We start from the raw sequence: 17,062 nt of genomic DNA, 5'->3' as shown, positions 1-17,062 counted from the left end.
TGGGTTTGGCTGGGCCCGCGGGCTGGGCTTGGCTGGGCCCGCGGGCTGGGCTTGGCTGGGCCCGCGGGCGGGGTGGGCTGGGCTGGGCCCGCAGGCGGGGTGGCTTCACCAAGCCGGCGGGCGGCTTGGCCAGGCCGGACGGCGGGCCGTGCCTCGCGATCGGCTTGGCCGGGCCGTGCGGCGCGATGAAGACCAACGGCACGGGCCCCGAGCTCCACCGTTAGGTCCCCCCGATCGGGAACTCTCGACCGGCGCGCCGTCGGGGAATCGCCAGCCGCCACGATCGGTGACCCCGGGGTCCGAGCACTCGCGGCAACGAGGAGTTGCCGACATCCTCGGCGCGACGGGGGCCACCCGCCGTGAAGATCAGCGCATCGATCGCCTCGGCCGTCGACCGCCACCTGTTCTTCACCATCATGGCGCTCGCCCGAAACGGCACCCGCCCCTCACGGGCGATGTCGGCGTCCTTGACCCGGTCCTCGTCGAAACGCCGTTCATGGTGTGCTCGTCCATCCGTCTCGAAGCCGATGATGCCGTCGACCACCATGTCGATGATCTTGTTCGTCCCCGAGACGGGGATCTGACGCACGACGTGGCGTCCCGCGCGTCGGAGTCTCGTTCCGGCGGCGCTCTCGAGGATGCTCTCCGCGCCTCCTTCACTCCATGCGACGAGGCCGGCAGCGTCCATCCTCCTGCGGGACAACACCTCGGCGGCGTCGTCATCGTCCTGGACGATGCCTGCCTCCCTCGCCCAGTCGACGAGGATCACCGCGTCCTCGAAGGATCGCGCCTCCACGACCGCCCGGGCCAGGGCGTCGCGAGGATCGACCGCCCAGGTCGATCCTCGGCAACTCAGGTCGACGGGGTCCCAGACGACACGGACCCCTCGACGCCTCCGGAGGCGCGAGGCCGTCAACGGAACCGACACGGTGACGGGCGGTCGGCGCGACGACCACGACCACGCCCCGAGCAGGTGGAGGGCGGACGCTCCCGTGAGCCGGCCACCGACCGCCACCGCGACGAACCGGGGGTCATGGGGCGACCACGTGGAGTACCACCCCCGCCGGGGCCGGACGACGCTGCGGGAACGCACGGCGACGGTGAGGTGTCGGTCGGTCGCGCCGTGGGCGACGAGGTCGCGTTTGTGGAGCAGGCCTCCGGCGGACGAGACCAGTTCGGCGATCGTGGTCATGTCACGAGCGTGTCGGAATCGCGGGAGCCGTCACCTCCGCACGACTCGCACCGGGGACGCACGGCGGCGGCTGGCCCCTGGGGACGAGACGACGCCGAACCGGTGAGACCTTCTCCGCGGTCGGGAACGGCCTGCCGTCGCCAACTCCTGTCTCCTGCCCAGACCCAAGGTGGTGTGAGGGTTCCGGCCGGGTGGCGATGCCCTGGGGGCAGGAGTTGCCGACCGTGCTGGTGCAGTGTCGGGAACTCCTGCATCGGGCGTCGGCGTCGTGACGGAGGCGCGAGGGTTCCGCCTCGGCCAGTCGACAGCCCGGAGTTGCCGACCGGGACAGACCCTTGGCGGTGACAGCAAGCGGAACGGGACAGGACACGACGGGACGAGACGGAAGGGGGCAGTAGACGGACGGGACAGGGGCGGCACGAGGCGAGGCGGGGGCTGGGCGAGACGAGGCGGGGCGAGGCGGGGGCGGGGCGGGGCGGGGCGGCGATCAGGTAGTCGTGACCGCCGGGGGCATGCGCGCGAGGTCCGGACCGATGCCGATGTCGATGAGCACGATGCGCCCGGCCCGCTCCGCCCCCGGGCCCACGACGAGCCCGACCTTGTGGCCACCGAACGTGACGGTGACGTCCGCGGGGAGCACGTGGGGCGGATCGGGGAGGGCCCCGTCGTCCACCCCGATGCCGCTCGGAACGTCGACCGCGATCACTCGTGGTGCGGGTCCGATGGCGTCGCCGTCCGCGGCCGAACCTCCGGCCGGGGACGTCCCTGCGTCCCTCCCCGTCCCCGATGCCGATGCCGATGCCGATGCCGCAGCCGCTTCCGCACCCACACCCCATGTCGCACCAGCGACCACCGGCAGCACCGCCCGCACCACGCGCAGCGAATCCCCCCGGAGCCCCGCACCGTTCGAGCCCGTCCCGACGAGTCCGTCGAGCAGCACGTCGTACGCGGGCAGAACCCCCGCCACGACCGCAGCGTCGCACCAGGCTTCGACGTCGTCGAGCACGGCCCCTGCCGCGAGCGCCGCGGCCAGGGCGGCCTCGTGTACCCGTGACCCCACCGGCACGACCGTCACCGCGCCGCCCTGTGGCACGAGCTCGCGGGCGAGCGACTCCCCGGCGTAGAGCGCGTCACCGCCGTTGTTGCCGCTTCCGACGAGCAACAGGATGCGGCCCGCACGACCGTCCCGGGAGGACGAGGAGGCGCGCAACACGTCGCGCACGACGTCCGCGAGACCGTCGGCCGCCCGCCTCATCAAGGGTTCGCCCGCCTCCAGGTGTGGGCGCTCCGCCTCACGGATCTGTGCCGCCGTCCAAGCCTCGACCATGCGTCCACCCTCCTCCCCTCGACCGCCGGATGACCGGGCCGCCCACCCCGGTCCACCACGGCGCCGGGCCCTGCCGTGCCGCACCGTGCCGAGGGAGGACCTGCTCGTACGGCACCGACCGAGTCGGTAACTCCGGGCCTGTGACGCGCAGGCGGCCGAGGGCGCCGCCCACGGGAGGCACGGGCGGCACGAGGGAGGAGTTGCCGACATCGCGCGCCACTCGGCACCTCGGACGACCCGACCGCGAGCAGACCCGAGTCGACCGTCACCTGACGAGAACGGCACGACGAGCGGGACGCGCAGAGCGAGCAGAACGAGCACAGCGAGCACAGCGAGCACTACGACCACAACCGTCACGAGCTGTGCGGCGCTGCCAGACTGTCGGGATGCGTGCGACCACCCCGAACCCCGTCGACGGCACCGAGATCGCCTACGAGGTCGACGGGGACGGCCCGCCGCTCCTGCTCGTGCACGGCTCGGGCCTCTCGCGCGGCACCTGGCGGGGGCTCGGCTACCTCCGGGACCTGCAGCGCGACTTCACGGTGGTCGCGCTCGACATGCGCGGCCACGGCAAGAGCGGCAAGCCCCACGACCCCGAGTCGTACGCGATGGACCTGCACCGTGGTGACGTCGGCGCCGTGCTCGACGCGACGGGCCTCGAGCCCGCGCACTACGTCGGTTACTCGTTCGGCGCCCGCATCGGGCTGTCCGTCGCGGCGCACGAGCCCCGGCGCCTCCGGACGCTGACCACGATCGGTGGCAGCTGGGCCCCGATGAACGGCAACATCGGCGCGACCTTCACGCCCGACTGGCACGACGCCCTGACGACGGGTGGCATGGCCCGCTTCGTCGACCGCTGGGGCGAGACGATCGGCCGTCCGATCGATCCCGAGACCCGTCTGGCCTTCATGCAGGACGATCCGATCGCCCTGGCCGCCTTCTTCACCGCGGCCGAGACGGGTGGCGGCCTGACGGTCCCCCAGCTCGACTCGGTCGAGGTCCCCACCCTCCTGCTGGCCGGCACGCGGGACGTCGACCGCCATCGCGAGTCCCAGGAGGCCGCCCGCCGGATGCCGGCAGCCGTCTTCTACTCGCTCGTCGGCCAGGACCACGCCTCGTCGCTGCTCCCCGTCGACCAGGTGACCGACCTGCTGCGCACCTTCCTCGAGACCGTCGACGCCTGAGGCCCGCCCCGACGGGTCGTCGACCCGGAGGCGCGGCGCCCGAACGCAGAACGCGACCCGGAGGCGCGGCCCCCGAACGCAGGACGCGACCAGGAGGCGCGGTGCCGGAGCGCAGGACGCCACGGGACGACCCCGGCGAGCGCCGGTGCGCGACGACTGCGAGAATGGACGCACCATGGGCATCAGTCGGCGAGCGTTCTTGACGGGATCGGTCTCGGGGGCCGCGATCCTCGTGCTGTCGGCCTGCACGACGGACTCCCCCGCGCCGACGGCCAGCCCCACCCCGTCCGCCACCCCGACCCCCACGCCGACGCCGACCTCGTCGGGCACGGTCGCCCCCGCCGCCTTCCGCCGCAGCTCGTGGGCCGACGATCCCTACTCCCTCGGGGCGACGAGCCACCTCACCCCCGGCACCTCCGACGCCGACCGCCGGTTGCTCGGCACCCCGCTCGACGACCGCCTCTTCTTCGCCGGAGAAGCCGTCGCCTCGACGATGGGCGGCACGGTCTACGGTGCACGCCAGTCGGGCTTCGACGTCGCGGCGCAGGTCGCCGGGGTCGCCGCGGCCGACGAGCGCATCGCCGTGATCGGCGCCGGCATCGCGGGCGCGACCGCGGCGCGGTCCCTCGTCGACCGGGGCTACGACGTCGTGGTCGTCGAGGCCCGCGGCCGGGTCGGCGGCCGGGTGCACAGCGTGCACGACGACGACTGGCCCTACCCGGTCGAACTCGGCGTCGGCCTGCTCGAGGGCCCCGGGTCGGTGGCCCTCCAGGCTGCACTCGCCCTCGCCCGCGTCCGCACCCGGCCGCTCGACGACACCGTCGAGGTCCGGACGTCCGACGGTGCGGTCGACTCCCTCGGCGACGCCGCCGACCGTCTCGACCGGGCCGCGTCCTGGGCCGCGGGGCGCTCCACCACGACCGACGCCGACTCCGGCACGAGCGTCGCCGACGCCCTCTCCGGCTCGGGGGCCGACGAGGTCTCGGCCCTGCCCGGTCCGGACGGGGTCTCGGACGCCGACCGTCTCGCGCTCGTGCTCGACGACCTCCTCCCGGCCCGCTGGGGGGCCGGGGCCGACGACCTCGCCGCCTCGGCCCTCGGCGACGACCCCGCGGGCGACCTGCTGCCCACCGGCGCCTCCGTGGTGACGGGTGGCCTCTCGGGCTTCGTCGCGGGCCTGCTCGACGGCCTCGACGTGCTCCGCGACAGCAACGTCGTCCGCGTCCAGTACGGCGACCAGGGCGTCGGGCTGAGGCTCGCGACCGGCGAGTCGCTCTCGGTCGACCGCGCCGTGTCGACCATCCCCCTGGGCGTGCTGAAGACCGGCGTGCCCGAGTTCTCACCCGACCTGCCGTCCACCCACACGGACGCGATCGAGGCCCTCGGCGTCGGCACGCGCGAGGTGCTCTGGCTGCGCTTCGACGAGGCCTTCTGGTCCACCCAGGCCACGGTCTGGGCCGTGCTCGACGACGACGCCCCCTACCGGCTCTTCGTCAACCTCATGCCGGCGACCGGCGCGCCCGTGCTCGTCGCGCTGACGGGTGGCGACGCGGCGGCCGAGGTCGCCGGCCTCGACGACGACGCGGCGGTGGCCGCGGCGATGCAGAGCCTGGCGCCCTACCTCGACCTCGTGGCCGCCGGGTCCCCCGCGCCCACCGACGAGCCGACGGCCGACCCGACGTCCTGACCCGCGCCTCCTCGTCCGTCGACCGCAGGAGGCGCGCTGCCCGTCGCCGACGCCGGCCCGCCACCCTGGCGTGCCCGCGCGTGCGGCCGCACGTGGCTCAGCGCGACGAGCCCCGCGAGCACCCCGACGATCGTGCCCAGGGCGATGCCGTTGTACAGCAGGAACTCGCCCGGCCAGGTGACCTGCGCCGGGTCGAGGAAGAAGTACGGGTACCAGCCGACGTCGGCGCCGCGGACGATCGTGAACACGCCCCACACGAGCGGGAAGACCAGCACCACCGAGAGCACCCGCCACCGCACCCGCGGCCGGTCGGGGCCGAACACCCAGTCCACGAGCACGAACGTCGGGATCACGAAGTGCAGCAGCTGGCTCGACCAGGGCACCTCGATGCGGTAGTCGTGACTCGCCGACTCGGCGACGATGATGCCGAACACGATGCCCGACACGATCACGTAGGTGCTGACCAGGGCGTGGACTCCCGCGAACCAGCCGGGCTCCTGTCGCCCGCGCAACGACACGACGCCCGCGAAGGCGAGCACCACGACGTTCGCCATGTTGCTCTGCTGCGTGAAGTAGCTGAAGTAGTTGATCGAGCTGAAGGTGCTGAAACCGAGCACGTAGACGAAGTCGGCGACGAGGGCGACCACGCCGACGGCGGCCGCGAGCAGGCGTAGGACGCCGACGATCCGTCGCACCGTGTCACGCCCTCCGGATCTGGTCGGCTGTGGTCGGGGGAAACGTCGATCGTACTAGGCGCCCGCGCGACGCCTCGACGTGCGGAGGCCGGGCCCGCTCGTCGTGACGACGTGCGGACCCGGCCTCGGTGCCTCGGCGTCGCGACCCGGCGCGACGTCGTGCCGATCAGGCGATCAGCTGGGGATGTAGTTGAACTCGTCCGGGTTCGGACCGGTGCGCTCGTCCTTGTTCAGGGCGGTGATGGCGGCCACGTCGGCGTCGGTCAGCTCGAAGTCGAAGAGATCGAAGTTCTCTTCCACGCGCGAGCGCGTGACCGACTTCGGGAAGACGATGTCGCCACGCTGGATGTGCCAGCGAAGCGTCACCTGTGCGGTCGTCTTGCCGACGCGCTCGGCGATCTCGGTGATGGTCTCGTCCTTGAGGACGCCGCCCTGGGCGATGGGCGACCAGGCCTCGGTGTGGATGCCCTTCGAGACGCCGAACTCGCGCAGCGCGTCCTGGGTCAGGTAGGGGTGCACCTCGATCTGGTTGACGACCGGGACGACCGAGCCCTCGTCGAGGACGCGCTCGAGGTGGGGCTGCTGGAAGTTCGAGACGCCGATGGACTTCGCGCGGCCACTGGCGTGGATCTCTTCGAGGGCCTTCCAGGTCTCGACGTAGTCGACGTCGATGCCGGGCAGCGGCCAGTGGATGAGGAACAGGTCGACGTAGTCCTGCTTCAGCGCGTCGAGCGTGCCGTCGAACGCCTTCAGCGCGTCGTCACGCTTGTGGAAGCCGTTGTTGAGCTTCGAGGTGACGAAGATCTCGCTGCGGTCGATGCCGCTCTCGGCGATCGCCTCGCCGACGCCCGCCTCGTTGCCGTACATCTCGGCGGTGTCGATGTGGCGGTAACCGACCTCGAACGCGGTGAGGGTGGCGTCCTTGGTCTCGGCCGGGTCGACCTGGTAGACGCCGAACCCGAGCTGAGGGATCTGGATTCCGTTGTTCAGGGTGATGGTGGGGATCGTGGTCATGTGTAGAGCCAACCACTCACCCCCGTCGAACCTTCCGAGGAAACACTGGTGAGCGTACCCCGGGCGTGTTACTGTGGTGAGTCGCTTGGGCCCCTCTTCTCAGAAGTGCCCCGTGCGGTGACGACCGAGTCCACACCGGTGCACCGCCCGAACAGCCTCGCGAGACGACCTCGCCGGATGCGCACGATGACCACCGATCATCGTTGCCCTACTTCTCCGGCCGCCGTCACCGCAGGCCCGACCACCGCCGTCAGGCGGACCACGAGCGCCCATCCGGCATCTCGTGCCACGGATTCTGTCGCAACACAGAGCACACATCGAAATCGAGCATCATGAACGACATCATCAGCATCACCGGCACGGTCACGACCGCGCCCACCCTCACCACCGCCCGCCTCGTCGAGTTCGTCGTCGTCGACGACCGCGGCACCCAGTTCGCCGTCCGCGCCTGGCGCGACGACGTCACGGCCGCCGTGCGCGTCGGTGCGTCGGTCGTCGTCGACGGAGCGGCCGGCTGGGTCATCCCCGGTCGCAGCTGGCGCCACGAGCCCAGCCGCACCATCGTGCAGGCCTCGTCGGTCGAGACCCGCGAGCTCGCCCTGGCCGCCTAGGCCCCGGCGGCGCCTGCGGGCGCGACGACCCGAGGAGGCGCGGTGAGGCTGACGGCCGCACCGCGCCTCCTGCGGTTCCCGGCCCCGAGGAGNCGAGGAGGTGGCCGGGCCCGTCGTCGTGTGCGGAACCCGCGAGGTCAGAGCCCCCGGGCGCGGACCAGGATCGGACGGTGGTCGCTGATGCCGGCCGGCAGGGTGACGACGTCCTCGATCTTGAGGTCGTAGCTCGTCGCGAAGTCGAAGTGGCCCTTGACGTACTTGTAGCCGAGGTAGGTCGGGGTCGAACTGCGGGTCAGCACGAAGCCGTCGCGCTCGATGTGCTTGCGGAGACCGCCGTGGAACCACGGGTAGTTGAAGTCGCCCACCATGAGCATCGGCACGCCGGGCGCCAGCGCACGCATGAGGCGGTGCGCCGACTCGACCTGCTTCTTCCGCAGGGCGTTCGTGGCGGTGAGCGGGGCGGCGTGGAACGAGCCGATCAGCACGTCACGTCCGCTCTGCCGGTCGGCCAGGTGCATGGCCAGGAGACGCTCGTGCGCCGGCGACATCACCCGGTCGTGCATCGACTTCTTCAGCGCGTAGACGTTCGTCCCCAGCAACTCGAAGCGCGAACGGCGGTAGTAGGCCGCCAGCCCGAGACGGTTGTTGTGCGTCGACGCCGCGAGGGCGAACTCGCCGAACTCGTCGGGGATGTCCTTCGTGTCGGCCTCTTGCAGGCAGAGCACGTCGGCGTCGTTGTCCTCGGCGAGCGACCGGATCTCGCCCTTGGCCGTGTGCTCGCGAAGGTTGTAGCTGACGACGCGCATCGTGTGTCCGTTGTCTTCTGTCACGAGTAGCGAACCTAGTCCACGTCTGTTTCGGGGAGGTGCAGGTTGGACGAAAGGGGGGTGCCGGGTGAGGCGGACGTCGTGTCCGCCGCACCCGGCACCCCCTGACGGTCGGCTACTCGCCGCGGTGGCTGCCGTCGGCGTCACCGGTGAGCGTCGCGCGGGCCGCACGACGACGGGCCGAGACGACGAGCGCTGCACCGAGCAGGGTCAGCAGTGCGGCCAACGTGACCGGGCCGGCCAGCTCGGCGCCGGTGAAGGCGAGACCGGTGGTCGCTGCCGCGGCGGCGGGTCGAGGCGTCGACGCGGCCGGGGCGGTCGGGCCCGCCGCGGGGGCGGCGATCGCGGCCGGGGTCGTCGTCGGGGCGGACGTCGGCGTGGTGGTCGTGCCGGTCGCGCCGGAGACGCGGGCGAACCAGGCGTTCGAGGACGTCACGGCCTGACCCGACTCGATGCCCCGCGCCGTCACGGTGCCGACGTCGTGGTGGTCGGCGGTGCCGGCCGTGACACCCGCGAGGGCGGCGATGCAGTCGAACGAGGCACCGACCGCGAGCGGGCCGGCCCAGGTGACGCCGGTGGACGGTCCGCCCAGGGCACTGAAGTCGCAGCTCAGGCCCGTGACGGTGCCGTTGGCGACGACCGCGTCCGAGACCGAGACGTCGGCGAGCGCGTCGGCACCGGTGTTCGTCACCCGATAGGCCAGCGAGGCGGTCCCGTCGGAGAGCACGACGGCGGCGTCGGCGGTGTCGGCCGCGTGGCCCGCGGCGTCGCCCTTCGTGATGGTCACGGCGGAGACGGGGACGTCACCGCTGCCCACACCCCCGGCGGAGGCCTGGACCTTCGAGGCCGTGACCCGGCTGCCGGCGGCGACACCGGCCCGGACGGTCGATGCCGTCGCGGCGTTGGTGAAGGTCTGCGGGTCGGTGGCGGTGCCGGTGGGAGCGGCGAGGCTCACGGCGACGGCGGCACGGTACTGCGCGGTCCGCGTCTGCGCGCCCCACGAGACCGTGTACCCGGAGGTGGTGCAGTCGAACGAGGCCGGGGTCACGGCGACCGGGGCGGCCAGCGAACCGTCGGCCTTGGTGCGGATCTCGGTGAACACGGCGGTGTCGCAGTCGAACGACCACGCCTCGCCGGCGGGGACCGAGTCACCGACGGTGGCCGAGTCGAACGGCCCCATCGGCGTGTTCACGCTCCAGACGAGGAAGTCGTCGCCCACGAGGCGACCCTGGTCCGCACGGGTGTAGGTGCCGAACTTCGTCACGACGTCCGAGCCGCGCAGCACACCGGTCGGAGTGACGACGGTGGTGAAGTCGCGACCGTCGTTCGTGGTCGACGTGAAGGGGGTGGGCACGCCCGACGGGGTGGTGCGTCCCTCGAAGTCGGACGTGACGAAGGCCTGGCCGCTGACGTTGAGGTGGTCCTCGGCGTAGGCGGTCATCGTGAAGGTGACCACGGACGGGCGCGTCCCGACGACGGCCGCGTCGGCCACGACCGCACCGGTGGCGGGGTCGCGGAGCGCGAAGTCGGTGGGCAGGTTCTTCAGGTGCTCGCTGAGCGTCAGCGTGAAGGTGTCCCCGGCGAGGGTGTCGTCGGGCACCTGCCACGCGATCGTCGTCGTGAGCTGGGAGCCCTGCTTCGGCGTCGTCGGGGTGACCGTCACGTTCGTGATGGCACCGTCGATCTCGGCCGCCCGGGCCGGAGCCGCGGTGCCGGCGAGGGCGGCGGTGCCGGCCAGGGCGAGGGTGGCGAGCAGCGCGGCGGACAGGCGCAGGGCCCTCCGCCCGCGACGGGGAGACCCCGCGAGGGTGAGCGAATGCATGGTGGTGCCTTTTTCGGGTAGGGCAGACGCGCGCCTCGACCTGTTCCCCCGGTGCCGTGTTCGGGTACGGCGCCGGGGTCGGGTGAACGGGGATCGTCACGTCTCGGGTGACACCCAAACTAGGGCCGGTGTGCCGACCGTGTCCACCATCGGGGGGACAGATCACCCGGACGAGGAACGGGCGACGAGGGTGGAGCCCGGGCGACGGACGTTCCGCGGTGCGCGGTGCGCCGTGCGCCGTGCGCCGTGCGCCGTGCGCGGTGGGCGGTGCGCGGTGCGCCGTGCGCCGTGCGCGGTGCGCCGTGCGCCGTGCGCGGTGCGCGGTGCGCGGTGCTCGGTTCGTCGGCAACTCCTGCACCCTGACCGACACCGGTCCCGACTCCCCCGCAGGCGAGCGCCACCGCAGCACGAGCCAGGAGTTGCCGACACGGACGGCCTCGGTCGGCAACTCCTGCACCCTGACCGACACCGGTCCCGACTCCCCCGCTGGCGAGCGCCACCGCAGCACGAGCCAGGAGTTGCCGACACCACGCGGGCGGGGCAGGCGGGGCGGGAGGGGGCGGGAGGGGGCGGGAGGGGGCGGGGACGCGAGGAGGCGGTGGTCGCCCTCCCGGGGGAAGGTGACCACCGCCTCCGGGTGGCTCAGGCCGTCAGGCCGTCAGGCCGTCAGGCCGTCAGGCCGTCAGGCCACGGGTGCTACCCGCGCCAGGGGAACCAGCCGTGGAAGAGGTCGCCGAGGGCGTTCCAGATCCACTGCAGGATGTCACCGAGGCTCCAGCCGCCGGGGTGTCCGGGCTGACCGGGGTGGCCGGGCTGGCCCGGGCCGGGACCCGGGTCGGTGGGCGTCTCGGGCTCTTCTCCCGAGGCGACCGTGAGGTAGGTGACCTGTCCGGTGTCGCCGTACACGACGCGGCCGAGGAAGGTCTGCTCGTAGGGCAGGCCCGTCCAGGACGCGGTCAGCGTCACCGTCTCGCCCAGCCCTGCGGAGAGGGTGGCCGGGTCGACCGTGAAGCCTCCCACGGCCGTCGCCGGGTCGAGCAGGTACGACGTCAGCGTGTAGTCGAGCTGCCCGGCACCGCTGTAGAAGTCGACCAGCAGCACGTACTCTCCCGCCGCGGGGGCGTCGAGGTCGATCTGCTCGTCCGCCGAACCGGTGGCCGAGGATGCCGCGAGCCGGTCGGGCGCACCATCGGCGCCGGCCGTGTAGAGGAGCAGGTCGAGGTCCGCGGTGTCGTCGGCGCTGTCGAGCACGAAGCGCGCGTGGGTGGTGCCCTCGGCGATCGTGACCGGCGTCTCGGCCGCCGCGGTGCCTGCCGCGCCCGAGCCGGTCGTGACCTGCCCGGCGGCGAGGCCCTCGGTGGTGAGCGGCAGCTCGAGGGCGTCGCCCGCCGTGACGTCGAACGCCTTCTCGCCCGTGGCGCCCTCGCCGGCCACCTCGGCCGGGGCCTGCAGCTGGACGGGGCGCACGGCGAGCGGGCTGCGCACGTCGTGGGTCCCGTCGGACCAGGTGAGGTAGCCGGTGGCGAACTGGTCGAGCTCCGCCGTCGTCCGGGTGAAGGTGACCGTGTAGTCCTGCTCCTCGCCCGCGGCGCCGAAGGTCAACGTCGAGGGTTCGACCGTCGCCGTCACGCCGTCCATCTCGATCGGGGCGACCGTGTAGGTCCCCGCCCCGGTCGAGGTGACGGTGCGCGTGACCTGGGCGGTGCCGGCCAGCGAGCCGACGCTGATCGACGGCAGGTTGAGCGACGAGTCCGTGCCCTCGACGGTGTCGATCGAGTCGACGTAGGCCTGCCAGTCGGCCGGACCGTTCTCGTAGAGCAGCCCGGGTTCGAGGAACGCGGTCGGGTCGACGTGGCCGGCGCCCTGGGCGAAGACGTCCCGGCTCGGAGCACCGTCCTCACCGACGAGGTCGTAGGCGGTCGTCATCATGGCCGACTTGACCTCGTCCGGGGTCCAGTCGGGGTGGACGTCCTTCGAGAGGTAGAGCGCGGCCAGACCGGCGATGTGGGGGGACGACATCGACGTGCCCGAGAGGAACTCGTACGTGCCGGGCTCGCCCTGCGCGTTGGCACCGTCGGCGAGGATCGCCACGCCGGGGGCCGAGATGTCGGGCTTCAGCAGGTTGCCGCCGTCGGCCGTCACCGGGCCGCGCGACGAGAAGCCGGCGATCTGGGGGGTGGCGGGCTCGGGCAGCGCGCCCGGGTTGCCGTCGAGCAGGGTGACGGTGGCACCTTCGGTGTCGGCGTACGCGTGGACCGCGTCGTAGTCGTCGGCGTTGAGGTGGACCGTGGGGACGGCGTGTTCGTCGAGGTCGACCGAGCTGCTCGTCGGGTTGACCAGCACCATGCCGATGCCGCCGGCGCGCTCGACCTCGGCCGACTTGGCCGTGCGGTCGTAGACGCCGCGGTCGCAGAGCACGATCGTGCCGGCGGCCTTCGCCGGGTCGAGCGTGTCCGGTGCGCAGAGGGTCACCGCGGTGGCGTCGGCGCCGTCGGCCGCGACGGCGGTCGACGAGACGAAGTCGCCCGTCAGGCCGTCGGTGCCGGTCGGCACGGTGATCGAGCCGCCCAGGTAGTTCGTGCCGTCGGCGGTCTGCACCGTCGCGCTGTAGCTGGGGATGGTCGACGCCGCGACCGTGGTGATCCACGGTGCCGCGTTGTCGGCCGTGGTCGCGGTCGGGCCGTCGTTGCCGGCCGAGGCCGCCACGAAGACGCCGGCCGAGGCCGCGCCGAGGAACGCCTGGTCGGTGGCCGAGAAGGTGCTCGTGGCCCCGCCTCCGCCGATCGAGTAGTTGATGACGTCGACGCCGTCGGTGACCGCGGCCTCGATGGCGGCGATCAGGTCGAGCGTGGCGCAGCCGTCGTCGTCGGTGGCGACGCGGTCGGGGCCGTCCCAGCAGACCTTGTAGGCCGCGATCTTGGCGGCCGGGGCGACGCCCGAGACGGTGCCGAAGGAACGGTCGCCGATGGTGGCCTCGACGTCGGCGTTGCCCGCGGCGGTCGACGCCGTGTGCGAACCGTGGCCGTTGCCGTCGCGGGGAGAGAGGTACTCGCCCTGCTCCTCGGTGCCGATGTTGCCGACGCCGAAGCCGTCGACGAAGTAGCGCGCACCGATCAGCTTCGTGTTGCAGTCGCCGGCGTCGAACTGCACGCCGGTCTGGCACACGCCGGTGAAGGTGCCGCCGTCGCCCTTGGCGAAGACGGTCCGGTCGCCGTCGAGGTGGGGTTCGGCGTCGCTGGCCGACCCCAGGGGGTCACCGGCGAACGAGGCGTTGCCCGCCGCGATGCCCGAGTCGATGATGCCGACGACGACTCCTTCGCCGGCCTTCTCGCGTCCACCGACGGCGTCCCAGACGCCGCCGTTCCCCTCGGCGTCGCCCAGGCCGAGGAACTCGGTCGACGGCGTCGCCTGCAGCTTGAGCAGCTCGTTCTTCGAGACGGCGGCAACCGAGGGGTCGCTCGCGAGCTCGGCGGCCTGGGCGGCCGTGAGGTCGGCCGCGAAGGCGTTGGTCGTGATGGCGTAGCTCGCCTGGACGGTGGCGCCGGCCGCCGCCGCGACGTCCTGCTGGACGCCCTTCAGGTGCTCGGCGTAGTCCTGCACGGGAGCGCTCTGCGCGTCGAGGTCGCTGCCCTCGGGCACGGCGGTGCGGGCGAGGCCCGGCTGACCGCCCTCGTAGGTCGCGGCCGCCGGCTCACGCAACATGACGATGTACTTGCCGTCGGAGAACTGGCTGTCGCCCACGACGGCCGGGCCGTCCGCGGCGAAGGAGGCGGTGGCCGGCACCGCGACGAGGCCCGCGGCGACGACGCCGGTGGCGAGGAGGGTGGCGAAGCCGCCACGGAGTCGGGTGCGGGGCGGAGCGGTCGGCCTGCGTCGGCCGGATGGTGTGATCACGGATCGCCTTTCGATGCACGTCGTTCGGGACGTGCTGTCGGTGGTGCGCCGCAGCTCCGGGCCGCGGTCGATCCATAAGAACTACCTGTGAATGTCGGTGACCCTCTAGTGGGGGCCATGGCCGAAACCGGCCACTGACCGGCTTCGGCCAGAGAGTTCACACGAGGAGGCGCAGGCGGGGCACCGCCGTCGTCCCCCCTTCGGCGGACGGTCGCCTCGCCGCGCCTCCCTACCGCGTCGTCAGCCCGAGCCGCGCCGCCGCCCAGGCCGTCCCCGCGCCGAGCCCGCGCGACGCCGTCGACCAGTCGTGGCCGCTGCCGGGCACGACGTGGCGGGTGACGTCCATGCCCGCGGCCCGGGCGGCCGCCGCGACGACGGGCATCACGGGCCCGTAGCGCGAGTCGGTCCCGCCGATGGCGAAGAAACCGGCACTGTCGGCGTAGGGGGCCCGGGCGGCCAGCACGGCGAGCGGCTGGGCGGCGTCGTAGGCCGCCCGGTCGCCGGCGAAGCCGCGCTCGACCGTCACCTGTGCTCCCCCGTCCAGCAGTGGTCCCCGCTGCCCCGAGACGTCGACGAACGAGGCGAAGAGCTCCGGGTGGCCAGCCGCCAGCTGGAGCGAACAGGTGCCGCCCTCCGAGAAGCCCGACACGGCCCAGGCCCGACCGGGCGCCTGGACCGAGAGGTGGCTCGTGATCCACCGGGGCACGTCGACCGTCAGGTAGGTCTCGCTGTGACCGAGGGGTCCGTCGACGCACATCGGGTTGTTGGTCGGCCGCTCGAGCTGGTCGGGCATCACGACGATCGGCGCGAGGCCGTGATGCGTGCGGGCGAGGGTGTCGAGGGTCTCGACCATCCGTCCGGCGTCGACGAGGTTCTCGGGGGCGGCGCCGGGACCCTGTCCGGACAGGACGACGTCGACGGGCAGGGGCGGCGGATCGGCCACGAGGGCGGCGGGCGGCAGGTACACCAGGGCGTCCCGTGCGTCGAAGTGGGACGCCGTGCCCGGGATGGCGACGCTGCCGAGCCGTCCGCGGGACGGCAGGTCGGCGGGTGCCCGCCAGGTGCGTCCCAGGTCCGGGGCCGCCGGGGTCGACGTCCGTCCGGCCCGCACGGCCGCCCCCTGCGCGACCGGGACGACGAGCGGCGAGACGTCCGACACGCCGAGCAGGGCCCCCACGGTCGGGAAGAGCCCGCTGTCGCGGTCGATCGCGAGGCCCGTGGCGAGGGCCGTCACGACGATCGTCGAGGCCGCGAGGACCCGCCGCCCCGCGCCTCCGCGCACCACGGCGACCACGGCCGCGCCGACCACCGCCAGCAGGGCCCCGACCCAGAGACGGTCGACCCAGGTGGGCGGGACGTCGAGGACGTCCTCGACGTCTCCGAGCCACCAGGTGACCAGCGCGCCGAGGCCGGCCCCCAGCGCGGCGGCTGCGGCGACCCAGCGCCACCAGGTGCGGGCCCCGCGCGGACGGCGCACCGTCGAGACCACGAGCGCCCCGGCCACGGCGTACACGGCCGCGAGGGTGCCCGCGGACATCAGGGAGAGCCTCAGCACGAGGGCTCCGCACGGGGACGATCGATCACGTCCGGACGCTATCGAGGCGACTCGATGGGTGAGCCGTGAGAGGGCTGGGCGTCGGCTGACTCAGACCCAGCCGCGGCGTGCGGCCTCGACTCCGGCGTGGAACCGGTTGCTCGCGCCGAGCTCGTCGAAGAGGGCGTGCAGGCGCCGACGGAGCGTGCGGGACGAGATGCCGAGCTGACCCGCGATCACCTCGTCGGTCGCCCCCGCCGCCACGAGGGCGAGCAGGTCGCGCTCGGCGGGGGTGGGGGGTCGCATCGCGAGTCGCGCCTCCTGGTCCCGCAACGGCACGGTGGCTCCCGACGTCGCCGGCACGGTCGACGACGACGCCAGTCGCGCGGCCACCGCGGCCCAGTCGACCGCGGCCCCACCGGCCCCCGGGGTGCCCGGCACGGGCAACGCGCTGCGCCACCGGGCCTCGAACAGGTCGTGGAGGGCGGCGACGAGCGGCTCGGACTCGGTCACGAGGGCCTCCGGCCGGTCGGGGTCGTGCCCGATCGAGACGAGGGCCACCCGGCGGTCGGCGACGGCGAGCTTGACGGGCAGGTCGTGCGTGATGCGGGCCTCCTCCCCGTCGGCGCCGAGGCGGTGGACGCCCTGCCAGCTGCCGTCGGCCGAGATGCTGGCGACCGTGTAGACCGCCCGCCACCGCACGCCGCGCCCGAGGGCGACCCGCTGGGTGGACTCGTTCGACGCGACCACGTAGGGCGGACGGTCGAAGGCGACGAAGTCGGTGGTCGCCCGGTGCTCCAGCCTCGAGTACCAGTCCCCCACGGCCGCGTGCCCGACGACCACCCGCGTGAGTTCGTCGGCGTCGTGCGGGCGGCGGCCCTCGTCGAACAGCGCTCCCAGCTCGGGCACGGCCGCGCGCACCTCGACGAGCGCGTCGGCACGCGCGGCGACGACGGCCGGCACGGCCACGCGCGGGTCCACCGCGCCGTAGCCCTCGCCCCCCGCCGAGCGCTGGACGAGCCCGAGCGAACGGAGGCGCTCCAGGGCGGCCAGGGCCGTCGCCTCGTCGAGGTGCACGGCCCGTGCCACGGCCTCGGGCGTCGGCCCGGCCGCCGCTCCCGCGGCGTCCGCCAGCCCGGCCCCGGCGACGACGTGACGGTAGACCGCGACGGCCACGTCGTCGATCCCGAGGGCGGCGAAGGACGGAAGGGGCACGGGACGATCTTGCCCCGTCACAGCCGACTCTTGGTAGCGTCGTCCAGATGACCGGACACG

At 73.3% G+C, this 17,062-nt stretch carries 12 protein-coding genes; 3 read left to right on the top strand and 9 right to left on the bottom strand.

The window, feature by feature from the left end; all coding sequences use genetic code 11:
- Positions 1-220 precede the first annotated feature (220 nt).
- Positions 221-1,192, bottom strand: coding sequence for a glycyl-tRNA synthetase (locus IFT79_RS12505; protein WP_192124492.1), 972 nt, complete (start codon positions 1,190-1,192; stop codon positions 221-223).
- A 487-nt stretch (positions 1,193-1,679) separates the two neighbouring features.
- Positions 1,680-2,519, bottom strand: coding sequence for an NAD(P)H-hydrate epimerase (locus IFT79_RS12500; protein ID WP_192124490.1), 840 nt, complete (start codon positions 2,517-2,519; stop codon positions 1,680-1,682).
- 386 nt (positions 2,520-2,905) lie between these two features.
- Here IFT79_RS12500 and IFT79_RS12495 point away from each other — a divergent pair, with 386 nt between their 5' ends.
- Together IFT79_RS12495 and IFT79_RS12490 are read left to right on the top strand one after the other, a co-directional pair.
- Entirely contained in the window at positions 2,906-3,703 is a 798-nt protein-coding gene (locus IFT79_RS12495; protein WP_056046697.1) for an alpha/beta fold hydrolase, read from the top strand.
- Between the two features lie 175 nt (positions 3,704-3,878).
- Positions 3,879-5,390, top strand: a complete 1,512-nt coding sequence (locus IFT79_RS12490; RefSeq protein ID WP_192124488.1) for a flavin monoamine oxidase family protein — start codon at positions 3,879-3,881, stop codon at positions 5,388-5,390.
- Here IFT79_RS12490 and IFT79_RS12485 read toward each other — a convergent pair.
- Entirely contained in the window at positions 5,321-6,085 is a 765-nt protein-coding gene (locus IFT79_RS12485; RefSeq protein WP_192124486.1) for a Pr6Pr family membrane protein, read from the bottom strand. The two genes, IFT79_RS12490 and IFT79_RS12485, sit on opposite strands and share 70 nt — an antisense overlap.
- Positions 6,086-6,259: 174 nt before the next feature.
- Complete coding sequence (locus tag IFT79_RS12480) at positions 6,260-7,099, bottom strand: aldo/keto reductase (RefSeq protein WP_159825978.1); 840 nt, start codon at positions 7,097-7,099, stop codon at positions 6,260-6,262.
- Positions 7,100-7,431: 332 nt separating this feature from the next.
- Between IFT79_RS12480 and IFT79_RS12475 the strand changes: the two genes are divergently transcribed.
- Positions 7,432-7,710, top strand: coding sequence for a hypothetical protein (locus IFT79_RS12475; protein WP_056046704.1), 279 nt, complete (start codon positions 7,432-7,434; stop codon positions 7,708-7,710).
- 137 nt (positions 7,711-7,847) lie between these two features.
- On the opposite strand, the gene IFT79_RS12470 is transcribed toward IFT79_RS12475, so the two are convergent.
- From IFT79_RS12470 to IFT79_RS16950, 5 genes are all read right to left on the bottom strand, one after another.
- Entirely contained in the window at positions 7,848-8,540 is a 693-nt protein-coding gene (locus IFT79_RS12470) for an endonuclease/exonuclease/phosphatase family protein (protein WP_307785101.1), read from the bottom strand.
- A 112-nt stretch (positions 8,541-8,652) separates the two neighbouring features.
- On the bottom strand, positions 8,653-10,359 hold the full coding sequence (locus tag IFT79_RS12465) for an Ig-like domain-containing protein (RefSeq protein WP_192124484.1): 1,707 nt from the start codon (positions 10,357-10,359) through the stop codon (positions 8,653-8,655).
- 696 nt (positions 10,360-11,055) lie between these two features.
- Positions 11,056-14,253, bottom strand: coding sequence for a S8 family serine peptidase (locus IFT79_RS12460; RefSeq protein WP_192124482.1), 3,198 nt, complete (start codon positions 14,251-14,253; stop codon positions 11,056-11,058).
- A 229-nt stretch (positions 14,254-14,482) separates the two neighbouring features.
- Entirely contained in the window at positions 14,483-15,790 is a 1,308-nt protein-coding gene (locus tag IFT79_RS12455; RefSeq protein ID WP_192124480.1) for an alpha/beta hydrolase, read from the bottom strand.
- Positions 15,791-15,898: 108 nt separating this feature from the next.
- Positions 15,899-17,002, bottom strand: a complete 1,104-nt coding sequence (locus tag IFT79_RS16950; protein ID WP_192124478.1) for a helix-turn-helix transcriptional regulator — start codon at positions 17,000-17,002, stop codon at positions 15,899-15,901.
- Positions 17,003-17,062 lie beyond the last annotated feature (60 nt).

The organism is Frigoribacterium sp. CFBP 8759, from assembly GCF_014841655.1.
In the GTDB taxonomy this organism is placed as follows: Bacteria; Actinomycetota; Actinomycetes; order Actinomycetales; family Microbacteriaceae; genus Frigoribacterium.
This window is presented reverse-complemented; position numbering and strand designations above follow the sequence as displayed.

What these genes read in the sequence shown, in the direction of transcription:
- IFT79_RS12455 (WP_192124480.1), bottom strand. Translation starts at nt 15,790, where the DNA reads ATGTCCGCGGGCACCCTCGCGGCCGTGTACGCCGTGGCCGGGGCGCTC.
- IFT79_RS12480 (WP_159825978.1), bottom strand. Translation starts at nt 7,099, where the DNA reads ATGACCACGATCCCCACCATCACCCTGAACAACGGAATCCAGATCCCT.
- IFT79_RS12465 (WP_192124484.1), bottom strand. Translation starts at nt 10,359, where the DNA reads ATGCATTCGCTCACCCTCGCGGGGTCTCCCCGTCGCGGGCGGAGGGCC.
- IFT79_RS12500 (WP_192124490.1), bottom strand. Translation starts at nt 2,519, where the DNA reads ATGGTCGAGGCTTGGACGGCGGCACAGATCCGTGAGGCGGAGCGCCCA.
- IFT79_RS12495 (WP_056046697.1), top strand. Translation starts at nt 2,906, where the DNA reads ATGCGTGCGACCACCCCGAACCCCGTCGACGGCACCGAGATCGCCTAC.
- IFT79_RS12475 (WP_056046704.1), top strand. Translation starts at nt 7,432, where the DNA reads ATGAACGACATCATCAGCATCACCGGCACGGTCACGACCGCGCCCACC.
- IFT79_RS12490 (WP_192124488.1), top strand. Translation starts at nt 3,879, where the DNA reads ATGGGCATCAGTCGGCGAGCGTTCTTGACGGGATCGGTCTCGGGGGCC.
- IFT79_RS12505 (WP_192124492.1), bottom strand. Translation starts at nt 1,192, where the DNA reads ATGACCACGATCGCCGAACTGGTCTCGTCCGCCGGAGGCCTGCTCCAC.